11 protein-coding genes, 1 tRNA gene and 1 pseudogene are annotated in these 16836 nt (G+C 61.7%); 8 read left to right on the forward strand and 5 right to left on the reverse strand.

What is annotated here, in order from left to right; genetic code table 11:
- From ACSDR0_RS45630 to ACSDR0_RS45640, 3 genes and pseudogenes are all read right to left on the reverse strand, one after another.
- A partial coding sequence (locus ACSDR0_RS45630; RefSeq protein WP_435295230.1) for a helix-turn-helix domain-containing protein occupies nucleotides 1-216 on the reverse strand: 216 nt, incomplete at its 3' end.
- Nucleotides 217-658: 442 nt separating this feature from the next.
- Nucleotides 659-2002: a Helicase associated domain protein gene (locus ACSDR0_RS45635; protein ID WP_435295240.1), complete on the reverse strand. Its 1344-nt coding sequence runs from the start codon at nucleotides 2000-2002 to the stop codon at nucleotides 659-661.
- A gap of 15 nt (nucleotides 2003-2017) precedes the next feature.
- A pseudogene (locus ACSDR0_RS45640) lies at nucleotides 2018-2674 on the reverse strand (zinc-ribbon domain-containing protein); the annotation flags it as partial.
- 1172 nt (nucleotides 2675-3846) lie between these two features.
- On the opposite strand from ACSDR0_RS45640, the gene ACSDR0_RS45645 reads away from it, so the two are divergent.
- The 4 genes from ACSDR0_RS45645 (at nucleotide 3847) to ACSDR0_RS45660 (ending at nucleotide 8930) form a co-directional block, all read left to right on the forward strand.
- The gene (locus tag ACSDR0_RS45645; protein WP_435295231.1) at nucleotides 3847-4683 is read left to right on the forward strand and encodes a transposase family protein; all 837 of its coding nucleotides are present in this window, start codon (nucleotides 3847-3849) and stop codon (nucleotides 4681-4683) included.
- A gap of 48 nt (nucleotides 4684-4731) precedes the next feature.
- Nucleotides 4732-5508: a hypothetical protein gene (locus tag ACSDR0_RS45650; protein WP_435295232.1), complete on the forward strand. Its 777-nt coding sequence runs from the start codon at nucleotides 4732-4734 to the stop codon at nucleotides 5506-5508.
- 386 nt (nucleotides 5509-5894) lie between these two features.
- The gene (locus ACSDR0_RS45655; protein WP_435295233.1) at nucleotides 5895-6857 is read left to right on the forward strand and encodes a DUF3883 domain-containing protein; all 963 of its coding nucleotides are present in this window, start codon (nucleotides 5895-5897) and stop codon (nucleotides 6855-6857) included.
- Between the two features lie 213 nt (nucleotides 6858-7070).
- A complete protein-coding gene (locus ACSDR0_RS45660) occupies nucleotides 7071-8930 on the forward strand; it encodes a DNA/RNA helicase domain-containing protein (RefSeq protein WP_435295234.1) in 1860 nt (619 codons plus the stop codon).
- A 377-nt stretch (nucleotides 8931-9307) separates the two neighbouring features.
- On the opposite strand, the gene ACSDR0_RS45665 is transcribed toward ACSDR0_RS45660, so the two are convergent.
- Nucleotides 9308-11797, reverse strand: coding sequence for a hypothetical protein (locus ACSDR0_RS45665; protein ID WP_435295235.1), 2490 nt, complete (start codon nucleotides 11795-11797; stop codon nucleotides 9308-9310).
- Nucleotides 11798-11811: 14 nt separating this feature from the next.
- Nucleotides 11812-13080, reverse strand: coding sequence for a CHAT domain-containing protein (locus tag ACSDR0_RS45670; protein ID WP_435295236.1), 1269 nt, complete (start codon nucleotides 13078-13080; stop codon nucleotides 11812-11814).
- 54 nt (nucleotides 13081-13134) lie between these two features.
- Here ACSDR0_RS45670 and ACSDR0_RS45675 point away from each other — a divergent pair, with 54 nt between their 5' ends.
- The 4 genes from ACSDR0_RS45675 to ACSDR0_RS45690 all read left to right on the forward strand — a co-directional run bounded on the left by ACSDR0_RS45675 (nucleotide 13135) and on the right by ACSDR0_RS45690 (nucleotide 16779).
- On the forward strand, nucleotides 13135-13314 hold the full coding sequence (locus ACSDR0_RS45675; RefSeq protein WP_435295237.1) for a hypothetical protein: 180 nt from the start codon (nucleotides 13135-13137) through the stop codon (nucleotides 13312-13314).
- Nucleotides 13311-14042 carry a hypothetical protein gene (locus ACSDR0_RS45680; RefSeq protein ID WP_435295238.1) on the forward strand — a complete coding sequence of 244 codons (732 nt, stop codon included), beginning with the start codon at nucleotides 13311-13313 and terminating at the stop codon, nucleotides 14040-14042. Before ACSDR0_RS45675 ends, ACSDR0_RS45680 begins: the two co-directional genes overlap by 4 nt.
- A gap of 834 nt (nucleotides 14043-14876) precedes the next feature.
- Nucleotides 14877-14971: transfer RNA gene (locus ACSDR0_RS45685), tRNA-Arg, on the forward strand.
- 641 nt (nucleotides 14972-15612) lie between these two features.
- A complete protein-coding gene (locus ACSDR0_RS45690) occupies nucleotides 15613-16779 on the forward strand; it encodes a caspase family protein (protein ID WP_435295239.1) in 1167 nt (388 codons plus the stop codon).
- Nucleotides 16780-16836: the final 57 nt, after the last annotated feature.

Here is a 16836-nt window from a genome sequence, read left to right on the forward strand (position 1 = left end):
GGCCGCCCGCCACTTGCGTACCGTGGCCAGCGCCGCTCCCAGGTCCCGTGCCACCTGCGCGTTACTGGCCCCCGGTTCGGCACACGCCAGCACGATCTTCGCCCGGATCGCCAGCCTTGACGGCTCCGCCGACATACCGATCAGCCGAGCACGCTCAGCCTCACTCAGATGAATCTTCACCGCCGATGGACCCGGATGCGACATACGAATCAACATAGGAACTTACGTAGCGAATTTCAGGCGCATGACACTAGGAGAGATGAAAGGGGAACCTTTGATCGCCTTGGCCCGGTGGAATGCGAAGTACCTATCGCTATCGACGTTGTGCTCGGCACATCGCCGACTGGCCAGCTCCCGGGTGAGGCCGCCGGTAGCGGTAGCCCTTCTGCCAGGGCGGCAGGTCGTACGGCAACAGCCGCCAGGCGCACCGCCCCGCAACCAGTACGCCAGCGCATTGACGATCTCCCGGCGAGAATGCTCAGCGGGACGTCCACCCGACTTGACCGGCAGGACCAAGGAGGCAAAGGCCTGCCAATCGCTGTCGGATAGATCCGTCGGATGCGCAGCTCGTTTTCCCTTCAGCGGCGGCCCCCCGTGCTCCAAGGCGAGTCAATGCGGCATACACATGCCCATTAAGGAGGTTTTCGGACCCTCTCTATCAAGGCATCTGTTCACCGTAACGGGCCAGGAAAAGCCGCAACCGTTGTGCCTTTTCATCGGTTTTTCCCTGCAGGCGGTTCTTGTTATTCCGCTTCCAGCGGGCCAGGGATCGCTCGTCTTCATTACCAGCGGAAAATGATGGCTTGGCATGCCCGTGCGCGGCAGTGAACCTTTCGAGCTCGGCAAACTTGCTCTCCCATATGTCCTTGTGCTTAGCCCACGTCCAGCCGGACAGCGCTTCGAGGAGTTGCTGATGTTCCGGGGTTAGTTGGTCACGACGGGTACGCCAACTGTTGATCCATGATCCAATGCGGTGCTCCCTAAATCGATCCCGTTGCTTGATATCCGCGACGGTACGATCGGTCTCGGCTATGAACTCTCTCAAGATCGCCAGCTTCGCATGGAAGTCCTCCTCGAAGGGATCCCACCGCCAGCCGGGTATGTCGGCCATTGCTTGAATGTACTCCGCAGGCAAGTCCTCGCCTCGAGCCTGGAGCCTTTGCCGACGCATCCTCAGGTTACTGGCCCAGATAGTGGATGCACGTGAGTCCGACTTTTCACCTGCGGTCCCGGAGGCGCGCTTGCGGCTTTCTATCCAAGCTGCATACCGATGATATCCGTCCCAGAACACTTCTTTATGCGGCGAATCGAAGGCCCATGAGGGGATTTCCCCCAACTGTTCCGTACGCTCGCGGTCCATTCTCCCTTTGCGATGAGCGGTACGCTGCTTGTGCACCCATCGCGCAAGATCGACTCCTTCGATCTGAATGCCTCCCGGGACACGGCAGTGGCCGGATTCCGCCTCAAAGGTCACCAGTGCGGCATACATACGGGCCCATGCTTCGGCGTGACTTCGGCGGTCCTCCCCCAGCGCTTGTTCGCCAAGCTTTTCTCGGATCCATTGTTCGGCCTGAGCGCTTGCCTTCGGCCCTTCGATCGCACGATAGTCATCAGCCTCGGCAGTGGTGATGACCCCCAGATCGGCGAGATGGTCGAGCACGACCGCGGCGGCATCGTCTGCATCTGCGTTAAAATCGACCACGACGTCAAACTTCGCATCGAGCTTGTCCAGGTGATGCTCACGAATCCGTACAACGGTCCAGCCCGATTCCCGCAGCCGCCGAGCTTTGCGCGTGTCCACCTGGCGCCTTGCCTGACTGTCGTGCCACCAGACGCCGTCGAACTCAAGGATCAGACGTAGAGTCCCTGCGGTATCCTCGGCGACCATGTCGACCTTCTCCGGGCGACCTGTTGCGTTCTGGACGTAAACGCGATCCGGGTCGATAGGCAGGAGAGTAGCGAGTTCAGCCTTCAGGCGAAGCTCTTGAACAGAGGTGTGCACGAGTTGACAGCGTGGGCACCCGGCACCCCTGCGCTTATGACCACCCGTGCGGCGGACCACGGGAGCCGGCCATGGTTCGTGCTGGGAGTTGATCGGGCAGTTCCACCACATCACCTTGCCGCTTCCAACGCTAAGGTCTTGAGCCGAGACCCCTGAGAGCCCTTCGTTGAGCTGGGCTGCAATATCAGGACGTCTCGTGGAGAGACGATTGCTGGAGGACACACGAGTGCCCGAGCAGTAAGGGCAGTCTCGCCCCGCGACGCGCTTTCCAACGCTGGCATTCCACCTGTGGTCTTCCGCCTTCTCGCAAATCCACCAGACTTTGCGTGCACTGCCGACGGACACGTTATCGGGGGTGAGTGGAGAGTTCTTCGCGTAGTCCCACTGTCTTAACAGTGTTTCATCCGGGCAGTTCAGGGACAGTCTGTTGGCGTCACTGACTCTGGTGCCACTGCAGTCTGGACAGCCTGACCCCTTGCCGATCCGGTTGTTCGGTGTGGCCAGCCAGCGATGTTCAGAGTTACGAGAGCAGCGCCACCAGAACTTTTTGTTGCTTTTCTGGGCAATCTGATCGGACTTCAGTGGAGCATTGGCCTCATGGTCGAACTCAACGCTGACGGGGTGTTCGGAGAGCCAGCCAGACTCAGGCCGTCTCTTTGAAGTCAATGTCATCCACTCTCCCGGATTTTATTTGAGACCTGTATACCTCATAGGTGGATTTGGCACGATACCACTACGAGTTCTCGTCCGGTGACTTTTCAAGGAGCGGAGTCTCCTCGCACCTGTGGCCGGTGGAGCCGGACGCCGAGCCCTGGTTTTGTCAGAGGTGTGGCATAGCATCGCCGCGTTCGTCGGCCCCCACTCGGGCCATGCCACTGATCGGAGAAACCGGTAGGTCTGAGGTGGATGACTCGTGCGCACGACAAGGCTGCGCGAACCCGCGTAGTCCCAAAGCGGGATTCGGCCTCTGCCTGGCCCACTACAGAGAAGACAAGGCCCTGCGTGCGGCCGTCTGTAAACAACCCGGATGCGAGAAGTCGACGGTCGCGCGCGGGTGGTGCACCGCCCACTACGAGAGATGGCGCAAGCATGGCGATCCGACCGTCGACATGCGGCAGAGGCCCGCGAGGGTCTGCTCAGAGGAGGGATGCTTCGGCAAGACGGTGGGGCGGGGATTCTGCTCGAAGCACTACGCGAGGTTCATGCGTCTGGGGTCCACAGAATTGCCCATCGGGGTGACACGTGAGACGCAGATCTGCCTGGCCGACGACTGCGAACGCTCAGCCAACGGTGGGCGCGGATATTGCACGAAGCACTATCACCGGATTCGCAAGTATGGGAGCACCCACGAAGATCGACGGGCCACAGGAAGTCCGATCTGCGCCGTTGCCGACTGCGAAGCGACGGCGATCGCTCGCGGCTATTGCGTCAAGCACTACCAGCGGTATATGAAACACGGGGACCCGGGAACCGTTAAGCCTTGCAGGATTTGCGGAAACACCGAAACTGTGCAGAGAGCCTCCTGGTGTTTACCGTGCATCGAGAGCATCTTCCTCGATGCCGACTTCCACATGCTCGGTGAATTCGTCGACAGGATGACCGGCGTCGTATGCGAATGTCTCGTATGTGGGCGCCGATCGACTCCTTGCCTGATGAACGTGAGGAAAGGTTCCGGATGCATTGAGGTGATCTCAGTGAAATAAATCGGGTGATTGGGATTTCTTAGACGCCGCCAGCGGCGTTACCGGCCTTTCGGGAGGAGTCACCGAAGGCCGGAAACAGACGTGGAGCCTCCGGTAGAAGAGCTCTCGCTACAAGAAACCCGATCAGCCGGAAGGCTCCACGTGATTGCTCATCGTGCCACGCTCGACGTCTCCCGCGCACTCGTTCACCACCTCGCCCGACTCCTGCACGACGAACGCCACCTGCGCTCCACCCCCGCCGGCAGCCGGGCCCTGACCCCGTTTCGCCAGGCGGTCATGGTGCTGCGCTGGTTCCGCGGCGAGCGCGACATCGGCAAACTCGGCCGCGACCACCGCGTCTCCCGCGCCACCGCCTACCGCTACATCCACGAAGGCATCAAGGTTCTCGCAGCTCAAGCGCCGGATCTCCACCAAGCCCTCGACCGCGCCCACACCGAGGGGCTGGCGTATGTGATCCTGGACGGCACGCTGATCCCCACCGACCGCTGCGCCGAGCAGACCTTCAGCGTCAAGGGCGAGTCCATCGACGCCTGGTACTCCGGCAAGGCCCACACCCACGCCGGCAACCTCCAAGCACTGTCGGCGCCCAGCGGACTGCCGCTGTGGATCGCCGACGTCGAGCCCGGCTCCGTCCACGACCTGACCGCCGCCCGCACCCACGTCCTGGGCGCGCTGTACGCCGCCGCCGCACGCGGCCTGCCCACCCTCGCCGACAGCGGCTACGACGGCACCGGCATCGGCATCCACACGCCCATCAAACAACCCGCCGACAATCAGATCCTCAGCCCCGACAACCGCACCTACAACCGGCTCCTGCGCGCCCTGCGCTGCCTCGGCGAACGCGGATTCGCCCTGCTCAAAGGCCGCTGGCGCACCCTCCAGCACATCACCCTCAGCCCCAGCAGAATCGGCGACATCGCCCGCGCGGCTCTCGTCCTCACCCACTTCGAGCACGGCTACCTACCGGGAATTCGTTGAGATCACGTCATTGAGTGCGCGAAGGATGAGGCAGCCCGGCGGAACAAGTTGGGGAGGCTCACCGCGCACGAGGCTAGGGAGTCTCTCGCACTCATCGGCATCGAACTTCGCGGTCCATATGAGAACGCCAACGCCCTGGTGGAGGGGAGGTGCCGGCGATGCGGTGACCTCGTACAGCTCAAGGTGGGGAAGATCCGGGGCAAGCTAAATAACGGTGAAACCGTTTATGGGTGCAGGCGCTGCTACCTCGCAGCCAGGACGCTTCCACTCGAGAAAGTGAGAGAACGATGCGCCGCTGCGGGATCAGAGTACCTGAGCGGATTCACCACCATCAGGAACAAGATCAGGGTTCGCTGCCTCACTTGCGGACGGGAACGGACGAGAAAAGCATCCGACATCCTCATCCTCGGCAACGGCTGTTGGTTCTGCATGCCGCGGAACATCTACAATTCCAAAAAACTGATCCGCGACCCTTTTCTCGCTGGCCAACCCTCCTTCCTTTACATCTTCGAGTTCTTTGACTCCGATGGAACCGTGTTCCGCAAGTACGGTGTGGGCCGGCAGGAGGTACGCGGCGAAAACCGTTTACGTACTCACCGCAGAAACGGCGGATCCCTGATCGACATGAGGCACGCGGACCTCCTGACTGTCGTCGCCGCCGAGGAACTGATCAGGAAGTCGGTGAGCCGCTGGTCGTACACTCCGGCTAACAAGCATTTCACCCGCGGCGGACACACCGAATGCTACTCACTGAACATCGATCTCGATCTCGACGTCTTCATCGAGGCCGCCGGTCGTCTCATCCAGGAGCTGAGACGGAATTAACGCCATTGCTACCGCAAACGCATGCCGATCTCGTCCACTGCCGGCCCAAGGCGATGGAGGGGCTGGCGAGGCTCCGCGTGTCCGATAGGAAGGTCACGATCGTCACCAATGGCACTGCGGACACCCAGTTCGGCAAGATTCAGCGAAAGGGGCTGGCCGAGGTCGTCGATCGATCCTGGAGGTGGATCATGCGGTCAGGCTCCTGCTCATGTCAGTGAGGAGAAGTTCCATCCAGTCATGGCCAAGGTTATTCGAGGAATCGTTTCTACCATAGCGGCCAGTGAAGAGGGTTGGGCATGGCATGAAGTCGCCGGATACTGCCTGGAGCGACCCGCCTCACACAGCTGTCGGCACAAACGTCGTAGGCATCGGTTACCGTGATCGGCATGGCCGAAGCTTCGTTTCTGATGGTGCATGTGAGCCAGAGCGCTACGGGGCAGGACAACCTCGCCTTCGGACTCGAGACTCGGTCCTGGGGATTCCCGAGCCGCCTTGAGGAGTACGCGGGCACCAAGATGGACTTCGTCATCCTCGGAGCAGGCGCGAGCCCGCGGGTGAAGCTTGAGATCTGGCTGAACGGCACAATCGATCTGTATGTCTGCCAAGCGGTCGGGGATGTCTATGAGGGGACGGCTCCACACTGGCCCGACGAGATCGATGAGCACCGCGTCAAATACCCGACGCGGTTCGGCATCGAACCGCTCGCCAGGCTGGCCGCCGTCCCTCTGGGTCCGACCGGTCCACTCCCCGAAGCAGCCAGCGACGCGATCCGCTGGTCAGGTACCCAGAGTGGCTTCGGCAAACTGGTCAAGTTCGATCCCGACAAGCTCTTCGCACTCATGGATGTCACTCCTGAGTTCCCTTCCACCGACAGCGCTCCGGTCATCCCGTTGAACCAGACCCGCCCTGTCTCGCTGCCAGCACAACCCAGGCCACCCCGGAGTGCCAAGCGCGGCACGGGCACCGGACGGCAGAGCGACCCGCGAAAGCGCGAGGCTATTGAGCAACACGCGGTCAACCTGGCGATACAGCACTACCAGCAGGCCGGTTGGACGGTGGAGGAAGTTGGCAAACCCTACGACCTGCGCCTTACCAAGGCTGGCGCCGAGCGCCGCGTGGAGGTCAAAGGCACCACAGGTGCCCCCACATCGGTAGAGCTAACCTTCAACGAGGTTCAGCATGCTCGTGAATTCCCCGAAGTCGATCTATTCGTGGTCAGCGACATCACCGTCGCGGGCACCACCCCCGACTTCACCACCAGCGGCGGCACCGTGACCTTGCTGCCCGACTGGGAACCCGCTGAAGAAGACCTGCGGCCGACTCGCTTCGAGTACCGCATCCCCTCATAAACGGTCGCACCGTACGACCTCGGCCACCACTCCGCCGCGTCCCGGACTCCCGCGGGGCGTCCGGGCCAGCGCACACTCGTCATTTCACCTCCACGAGGAGCGATGAGGGTGAAACCTCGTTACCTACTGGCACGTTCGGCCAGCGACCTAGCCGCGATAGACACCGAAGACCTCGTCCGGGCACTCACGCGCCGAGCCCGCGAGGTGTACCGGATGACCGTCGAGGATCCGGAACAACGGTCCTGGCGTGCCAGCATCAAAACGGTCGTCGACGTCATGCTTCTGGCTGGGCTCGGCGACGTGATGGTGCTGTTAGAGATGAGCACTTTGAGCAGCAACGCGCGCATCGACATGCTGCTCGTGGGTTCCCATCCCGATACCGGCGAGCTGTCAGCCGTCGCTGTGGAGAACAAGCAGTGGTCGGAACTCGCCCTCAACCCGCGCACCCGCAGAATCGCCCACCCCGGTGCAGGACCCGAGGACAGTCAACACCCGGTCGAGCAGGTGTGGGATTACTGCCGGGCGCTGGAACGCCAGGTGCCCATGCTGCGCGGGACATTGTGGGGTGTGGCGAACCTGCACAACGCCCGGACCGAGGCCGTCGCCAAGATCATGCCGCCGATCGGTCGACTGCGCCCGGATATCAACACCGACCGAGTTCGGGCGGCCGGCGGGGATGTCGTCGACCGGCGGGAATTCGCCCGTTTTCTCTCCACGGTATTGAGCGCCGAGGGCGCCCGCGACCAGGTTCACCGAATCGATCGTGCGCATGTCCGTCCCACCGAAGAGGTCATGCACGCTGCCTACGAAGCAGTTCGGGGCAGGAGAGTGTTTCCGCTACTGGACGAGCAACGCGAGACAGTAGACAAGGTACTGGCCCTGGTCGAGGAGGGGTTCAGCGCTAACTCCAAACAGGTGTTCATCGTCACCGGCGGGCCGGGAACGGGTAAGACCGTCTTGGCACTGGAGCTGCTGGGCACGCTCAACGGACTCCGTAGCTCCGCGGCCCACGCCTCGGGCAGCGCGGCGTTCTCCGCAGCCTTGCGCAAACACGTGACTGGGCGGCATGGCAACATTCCCGACCTATTCACCTACTTCAACCAGCATCGGCACCGCGAGCCCAACCACCTGAACGTCTTGATCTGCGACGAGGCGCACCGCCTGCGTAAGACCTCCAACCATCGCTTCGACAAATTCGAGCAACGCTCAGACATCCCCCAGATCCACGAGCTCATTCAGGCGGCACGGGTACCGGTGTTCCTGCTGGACCCCGACCAGGTCGTACGCAACGACGAGATCGGCTCGCCCGAGGAAATTAGGCAAGCCGCCTCAGCACTGGGAATCCCGCACGATCATGTCCACCACATCCGGCTGCAACACCAGTTTCGCCACAGCTACTGCCCTGAGTACGTCGATTGGCTGGAAGATCTGCTGGGTTACGGGCCAAATCCCCGCCCCTGGACATATCAGGGTGACTTCCAGCTCCTGCGTGCCGACACACCCCAGCAGATAGAGGATTACCTTCGAGCGCAGGTTGCCCTGCGCCATTCGGCGCGCATCACCGCAGGCTACTGCTGGGACTGGACTCAGAAATACATCGGTGGTCGGCTGGTTGCCGACGTCCGCATCGACGACTGGGCATGGCCGTGGAACGCCTACAAAGCTAACAAGCGCCGCAACATTCCCGATCGCACCCTCTGGGCGACCGACCCACATGGCTTCGACCAGATCGGATGCGTCTACACCGCCCAAAGCTTCGACTGGGACTACGCGGGCGTCATCATGGGATCCGACTACACCTGGGCCGGTGATCATTGGAAATCCGCCGATAATAAGGACCGGGCAACTCGGGGGGCGAACCGCCACCGGCTGATCCGCAACATCTACCGTGTCCTGGCCACCCGCGGCAGACACGGAGTCGTGCTGCACTCCACAGACCGCGCCACACGAGACCTGCTGGCTGAACTAAAAGTGCCGCCAATACAGGACGCACTGGCGGCCCTACACAGACAGCATCCAGATCTGGCAAAACCCCTCCCTCCGCCCTCGGTACAGGATGTTCTCCCATGGTGAGGCGGAGACGAGGCTCTTCGGACTTCGTCGAACCTTGTCACCGAGTGACATGGTGGCCAGCCTCGGCGGATACGGGACATGCACGGGATGATCTTGCGAAGGGTACGGGCTGCGCAGGGCGTTCGCGCAGCTCACACCACATGAGTCAGCCGTACGGTCATCCCTCTCCTACAGCGAGACTGCCGACGCTCAACTCCTGTGAACGATTCCAGCACGGAACTGCCAATTGTCGGTGCTCATTCTCAGCGGGCTTCATTAGGGCACAGATGGTAGTAGCAATCTCGAGGAGCGCATCCTGAGGGGTCGATCGACGCGAGGCGACCGAGGAGATCCTCTAGCCCTTTGCCTCATATCCGACGAATCTCAGGCGTAGAACACTAGCTGAACTGCGCCGTCGACTGATGGTCAGTGTCACTAAACTGCTGAATGAGGCTCTCGAGCTTGGCCGCTAGGTCCGGAGCGGCGTCACGCAATCTCGCCAGGCTCCGTTGCTCCTCGGCGGCTTCGCCGAGGAGCATCCCCCTGGTCGCCTCTATGATCTCGACCGCACGCTCGGGACGCCCGTTGGCCAGCATGATTCCGGCGCTGTTGTAAGAAAGCCCGTTGAAGTACTGCAAGCGATATTCGCGTTCGACACGCTCGAACGCGCGGCCGGCTGTTTGAGGGAGCAACGCCACGATCATCTCGACTGCGTCAGCCGCCGGTTCCAGCGCATTAGCCTTCATGGCGACGACCGCCATACGATGCGCAGTGGTGATCGGCAAGATCCCTGCACCCGTCCCTTCCTGCGCATCCATGCAGGCGGTATACGCGTCCATGGTGCGGGTCAGCAGAGTCGGCGCGGTTTCACCATCAGTCAGAAGCTCCAGACCTCTGGCGATGCTGAACAGGGCTGTAGGCCGATAGGGACTGTCGGGCGGAAAGGCGAGCGCTGCCCGGCGGGCGAACTCCACCGCCAGCGCCATGGCTGTCACGTCTCTGCTAAGCAGAAACAGACGGTGGAGGGTCGCGCCAAGATTCATGAGATATGGCCCGAAGTGCACGGACTCACGATTCACCGCCAACAGTGCCTGCCGATTCAGACTCAGGGCTTCCAGAAGAGCATCTTGATCCCCGACCTTGTCGTGCCACATTCGAAGCGCCGACGCGAGGGCATCCATCCGCGAGGGGATCTGGTTGCTACCCGCCGGTGCCTGGGCCAGTGAGTCACGGGAGAGATCGATCGCTTCGGACAGCAAATCCAACAGGCCGCCCCGGCGATGGGCCAGCACCAGCATTCCGGATAGATTCGCCTGGTATAGGGCGTATGCCGGGGAGCCTGTCGGCTCTATTGCCAGAGCGGTTCGGCAAGCTTGGATCGCCTCGGTGAGTGCGCCGGCTCCGCTCACGTCCGCATAGAGCGCAAGAGACATGGCCAGATTCGCCAGGTGCGCCGCGCGGCTGCTGCCCCTCGCCGACGTGGCTTTGACCGCTGCCCGTCCTGTTTCGACCGCCTCATGAAGGATCGCCTGGTCGCCCGTGCGTTTATATTCCTCAAGCAAGGCGTTTCCGAGATTGGAGAACGCCGCTCCTTGAGAAGAATGCCCAGGGGGAATAACTTTGATAGCCCTCCGCCCGGCATCGATAGCTTCGATCAGTTCCTGGGGCCTGCCCTCTTCACGAAAAAGGTTGCTCAGGGCACTACAGAGGCTGGAAAGGTAAATTCCCTTTCCAGGATGAGAGTCGTCGACCAGTTGGTTGGCGGCTCGTGACAGGTCGACCGCCCGGTGGAGTGCATAGAGGTCGCCGAACAACTCGTGGAGATCATTGAGACAGTTGCTCAGATTGTGATAGCGGAACGGTAGGTACGGGTCACTCGGTCCGGTCAGGTCGCGTGCCCGCTCAAGGATCTCGATGGCTTCGTGGAGATCGGATGCTCGCCCCGTCCGTTGGTAGCGGCTATGAAGCTCCGTCCCAAGGCCGAACCACACGGCGGCTTCGTCAAGCCCGTAGTCCCTAGGCAGCCCTGCTAACTGGTCGAGAGCCGCCACAGAGAGACGCCTCTGACGAATGGCGTCGTCAAGATCTTCAAGTTCGCCCCCGGTGGAGTAGCGCGCGGAGAGTCCAACCGCCAGTCCACTCAGGGCCGAGACCCGATCGGGGTGCCCCTCGGGGGCGGCCTCTGCCGCTTCCCGATAGACGTCGACGCACTCGGCGAGGACAGCGGCGTCACCGGTGAGCTCGTGGAGGGTATGCAGTGCGTTTCCTAGATTGACCAGTATGTTGGCGAGCTCGTCCGAGCCGGCGTCGGTGGACTCCAAGGCCGCGCGCGCAGCGGCGATTGCCTCATCAAGGAAGTCACTTTTATGGGTGAAGTCAAAAACGATGCGAAGCGCGTAGGACAGATTCGACAGGCATGAGCTTTCGCGGTCGGTTCCCGATACCTTCGCCGATGTCACCCGCAGGAGTTCCACCGAGCTGTACAGCACACGGAGGTCACCACTGGTTTGAAACTCCTCCAGCAGATCTAGGGCCGCGTTGTGTTGCGCCATGTTCTGAGCGAAGTACTGGTCGAACACCTCACGCAGCTTTAAAGGTACTGCTTCTGGCTGAATGTGATAGACGGGACGGAAGAGCTCTAGTGCGGAGGTGATCTCGGCTTGCTCCTGCTCCTGCTCCTCACCGACCAGGACGTAGCGATGCCAGCGCATCCAGCCTGCCGCCTGGTTCAGGTAGAGATCCGCATCGCCATCGATGGCCGCCTCGATCGTTTCGAGCGCCTGAGTGGCACTGGAGGACAACAGCACCGACGGGTCAGCTGAGGAGAGGAAATCCTCAAGGCGCCGTTGTACGTCGTGTAGTGCGCTCGCGACGTCATCGCTGATCATAGTTCGTTTCCTGGTCAGGGGCCGGTGTGGACGAATGGCGACCAAGAACTGGGATGCCGCCAATTGTCCTGGCGGTCCCGCAAGCTCCGGACGGCCCGGTGTAAAGCAACCGCCGACTCGTCGGGATCGAATCCGCCGTTCCTCGCCAGATAGCCATAAACCTTTTCGCTAATCTGAGCGGCCGCGCCGTCCCACACCGACCACAAGGTGGCCACAACATGAGAGAAGCCGGTGTAGTGCAGCGCTGAGGCGAGTGTCATGACCTCGTCGGGAAGAACGATCGAGCCGGTCGCCGTCTTACATGCGGACAAGAAGGCAAACTCACCGTGGTGATGGTCGACGCCAAGCTCGGCGATTCTTAACATGCCGTCAGCGAGCAAAAGTCCGCCGCGCGACGGATCCGCCAAATTCTGAGTTCCGTGGCAACTCAAATGGACCCACCGGTGTGTGGCAAGGCCAGCTGCCACGCCCGCGCGCGTCGCCGCAGCGTCAGCCAGGACAGTGTGCCGACCCGCGAAAATAGCCTCCAATAATTTACGTTCGCGGGCCACGCTCACCAATTGAGTCTTTCCCGGAGTATTCTCCATCGCCACGACAAGTAGTCGGTCCTCCGGAGAAACCGCAGGCCGGACCAAAGCCTGCCGACGTGCTTCCAGAAGTGCCTTTACAGTCGGTGTATAAGACGAAATCACATGATCGAGGACCGTACGAGACTGTGCGTGATAGCCGGCCGCATGGAGCGGCATCAGCGCCAGTAGCCCTGTTGGACACCACCAAACACGCGGCCATTCTGCCTCATCCGCGGGCGGAATAGTTAGCAGGCCGAGCCTGTCGAGAATCGGCTCAGTGAAACGATCCCACAACCATTCTTGAGTCGCGATCAGGATCTGCTCCATGCTGGCCCTGGCCGCCCAGTACTCGCTACGACTGGCTGCTCTGTTGTCAAGGCGAGCGGCCTTCTTATGCGCGATCTCGAACTCTTGGATTGCCCGCAGATATCGATCCGTGCGTTCCAGAACTTCTGCGAATGTCAGGCCGGACAATTCGATCGACAGCAGACCATCGGATGTCAGAACTAGGGCGTCGCACCGCCACGTGCTGGCGTTCACGATGACGACAGGCCCGGACGCGGCTGCTGGGAGCAGCTCGGCGATGCCAGGCGGGTGCAGGAAATCCTCGAAACCCGGCCGCTTCCTAATCTCGTCCATCAGCGCGTTCCAACTACGCGCCAGCGCCATCCTTCTCGCCGCCGCGACTGCTACTCCGGCGTGCTCATCCATCATCCGCGCACCCCCAGAACGAGCGTTTTAAGAGCAGTCAATGTCTAGGATGTCATCATGAGCAGCCCCCAACCACCACTTTCCGTGGGAATGACCAGGTTCGCCGCAAGTGGCGAGGTGGAGGTATACGACGGCACGGATTGGATCCGCTACGAGCCACCTCTCGACGACGGCATGGGGACCATTCTCAAGGACTTCGACTCACCCTTCGGCGGCACCGAGCAGGAACCACGATGAGCGATCCTGTACTGTCCAGCGGCCCTGCTCCCCCAAGCTTGTCTCCGCTCGACGCCGTCGCGGAAATGCGCGCGTCAGCCAAATGGATCGTAGTGGCCCTAGCTGCGGCAGGTGCGGCCCTACTGGGCGGCGGCCCCATTGCCGCCGCTGGCAAGATCAATGACCTGAGCGGAGCGATTGTCGCCTGTGTCGGCCTGATCATCGCCCTCGTCGGTATTGGGCTAGCGATCTGGTGGACTGCCGAGGCGCTGATTCCCCCGCTCACCACACCGCAGTCAATAGACACCGAACCGTCCCTGGCAGACCTACGGCAGCGGGTTTCCAGCGAACCTCAAGCGTTCTACGGACCGTTCGGCCACTCGATGACGGACCTGGGCAGGAGCCTGCACTTCCATCAAACAGTCGCGAGGAACCTCAGCCGGATGTTGTCCGCTGAAACGCCTCCCGACCGGCGCACCACGCTCACGACAAAACTTGAGGAAGCCACAGAGACCGTCGCCGCGATCAAGCAGCGTTCGGTGGCTCTGCTGCAACTGGCGCACGCCTGGCAGGTCCGAGATCAGCTCCGCAAAGCGCGACTGCGAGCACTCATCGGCGCGGCCATCGCGGCGTTTGGCGCAACCATCTTCCTCGCCACCACCATCCCGGCCACAACGGATCCGGCGAAACCCCAGCCTTCACCCACTGCCACAGCATCACGGAGCACCAGCCCCAAGCTAAGTGAGTAGCCCGTCATGCGACCTTGGCAGGGTAACTGGTCCAGCTTCAGATGGGTGAGCTGGCGGCGAAGTTGGTCTTCGGTTGGGCGCGGACGTTGCGCCAGCGGACGTAACCGCTGATCGCCGCGTTCTGCTCGTCATGGGTGCGGTGTCGGTGCCGCTGAAGGCGTAGTAGCGCAACGCGGCGAACTCGGACTCGATCCAGTTTAGCCACAAGCCGTAAGTGGGCAGGAACACCAGTTCGACGTCGTTCTCGGCCGCCCATGCACGAACCTGGGAATGCTTGTGCGGCGAGTAGTGCCCATGATCACATACAGCCTCTCGCCAGGCCACCGCGAGTGCAGGGTCTTCAGGAAGGACAGAAACTCCCGCTACCGCTTGCGGGACATCAGGTCAGCGGGCCGAATTCATCGGCGCAGATGCCCCTCTCGTCGGTGGGCAGGTGATCGTACAACTCCAACACCCGCTGCATCTTGGCGATGAAGTGCGGATCCTTGGACGCTTTTCATGTCGTGGTGGTCTGCCAGCTCAACCCATCCTTGCGCAGGATGCGCCGCAGGTGCTCGCGGCTGAGGGTGACCACCTCATCGGGGGCGATGAGGTGGTCAGCCAGAGTGCGCAGACTCCAAGTGGACTGACCACGACTACCTCCCAGCTTGCAGAGGCAGCTAGCCTTACCGGTTCACCGGCTGAGATCAACTACCCGGCCAACGTTCCTGGACGAGCCACTAGCGGACAACAAGACGATGGCTCGTCGAAGGATCGGAGCGGTCTTCCTTCTACACCACCCGGCCACATTAATGCGGGACAGGCGCGGGATGATCTTGGCGTGGATCCTATCGCGCCGAGGTGTTTACGCAGCTCAAACACGGCAAAGCCGACGTGCAGCCACCGCTCTCCTAAAGCGGGTGTCGCATGTTCGAATCATGCCGGGGGCACTCTTCCGACCAGCGATCATGCCTCTGACCTGCGTGTGTTCTTCTTCTCGTTCTCCCGCTCTATGCAGCCGTAGGCAGCCGTATGTCAGCGGCTGCGGGATATACGTGGGATGACCTTGAAGGCGTTTCCACAGGTCACCCCATGGTTCCGCGAACCTGCGACCTCCAGCGCATCCCGCACTCCATGGGCACGATTGAACCGCGCCGGGAGTGGGACGCCGCCAACTTGACCGCCCACAAAGCAGAGAACCGCATGATCAGGATCAGCGCCCGGGACAATCCTTGCGACTGTCCCGGACTTCCCATCCAGCGAATGCGGTCAGCGCTGGGCCAGCCACCACAGGATCCAGCCGACGGTCGCAGAGCCAGCCGCGTAGGCCAGGCCACGAACGGCTGCGAACAGTGCCGTATGTGCGAGCCGCCGCATGGTTCGCTTGGGCGACGGTCGCCGGGCGGGCCGAGGTAGTGCGCGAGTATTCATCGATCTCCTTTCGGTCGGTTCTAGGATCTGCGCCCAGTCATGGCTCAACACGGACTGCTACAGGGGAAGACGACGTACAACACAAACTGACAACATCGAACGAGAACGAGTGGCAGCCTGGGCAGTACCGGTAAAGCAGGGCCAGCACGGAGGAGGCGACGTGGCGGTGAAAGGAAGGCGTCTCGCAAAGCCAGCCCTGCCCGAGGGGCCGTTGAAAAACCTCAATGACGCCCTTCACGATCTACTTCGCCGCGCCGGACGTCCCAGTCTGCGCGTCCTGGGAACTGATGTCCGGGAAGGCAGGCTCCTACCGATCCCTCCTAGCCACACCCGGATCCACGACGTTTTCATCCGGGCCCGGCTGCCAGACTGTGATTTGATGTCGTGCCTGGTCCAGGTCATGGCCCAGCGGGCTTACAGACTTGATCCGGGACTGGTTCCCAGCGCGGAAGGCGAACGGTTCTACCGACTCTGGCTGGCTGCTGACGAAGCAGACCGGAAAGAGACCTATACAGCCCTCAAAGTGCCCGTACGCGTAGATTCTGATACAGCGCATGCGACAACGGGAGTGGACGAAGCTCTCCTCGCAAAAACCGCTGTCCTCGCCGGCACACGCGATACCGGTCGGCCTCCTCGCGCGACCTCCCCGAAGGACAGCAGAACGGTCCATGGACAACATCGTCCCGGACAACACGGTCGACACAGTCCCCTGCTCCCGGACCCGGCACAGTCCCGCGCTGTTTTCATCGGCACGGCGAAGTACACCGAGCTTTCAGATCTACCAGGGATCGAAGCCGGCATGCATGATCTGTGCGAGGTGCTCACCCATTCCCTCACAGGCAGCTTCGACCGTTCGACAACCTCTCTGATGCTGAACCCGAGCAACGCCACGGAGGCGCTGACCCCGTTAGAAGAAGCGGTCACAGAAGCCAGAGATACGCTCTTCCTCCACATCTCATGCCATGGTCTTATCTCACCGTATTCTGGTGATCTTTCGCTCGCCATGGTTGGCAGCCGACCGGATTCCTCCTTTACCGCGCTTCCTTACGACTGGATTCGTGAACTTGTAGCCAGCTGCCCGGCCCGTCGCCGGGTGATCATGCTGGACTGTTGTTACAGCGGGCGAGTCCTTGGGGCGATGGGGTCCGACGACTTTGTTGTTGGGACCACTCAGATCGAGGGCACGTACCTCATCAGCGCGACGGGGTCTACCAGGGTCGCGGTTGCTCCGCCAGGAGAGCAATACACCTCTTTCACCGGCGAGCTGATCCGCCTCTTGCGTGATGGGATCCCAGATGGCCCTGATGGAGTTGCCCCGGTTTGGTAGACACATCAGGGCTTTCGACTACGCGGCAGCATAGTTGTCTTCGTGCGTGGGCTTGAG

The organism is Streptosporangium sp. G11, assembly GCF_051192615.1.
Lineage (GTDB): Bacteria > Actinomycetota > Actinomycetes > Streptosporangiales > Streptosporangiaceae > Streptosporangium.

Coding starts and splice junctions, on each gene's coding strand:
- ACSDR0_RS45655 (WP_435295233.1), top strand. CDS start 5,895: ATGGCCGAAGCTTCGTTTCTGATGGTGCATGTGAGCCAGAGCGCTACG.
- ACSDR0_RS45660 (WP_435295234.1), top strand. CDS start 7,071: ATGACCGTCGAGGATCCGGAACAACGGTCCTGGCGTGCCAGCATCAAA.
- ACSDR0_RS45665 (WP_435295235.1), bottom strand. CDS start 11,797: ATGATCAGCGATGACGTCGCGAGCGCACTACACGACGTACAACGGCGC.
- ACSDR0_RS45670 (WP_435295236.1), bottom strand. CDS start 13,080: ATGATGGATGAGCACGCCGGAGTAGCAGTCGCGGCGGCGAGAAGGATG.
- ACSDR0_RS45675 (WP_435295237.1), top strand. CDS start 13,135: ATGAGCAGCCCCCAACCACCACTTTCCGTGGGAATGACCAGGTTCGCC.
- ACSDR0_RS45680 (WP_435295238.1), top strand. CDS start 13,311: ATGAGCGATCCTGTACTGTCCAGCGGCCCTGCTCCCCCAAGCTTGTCT.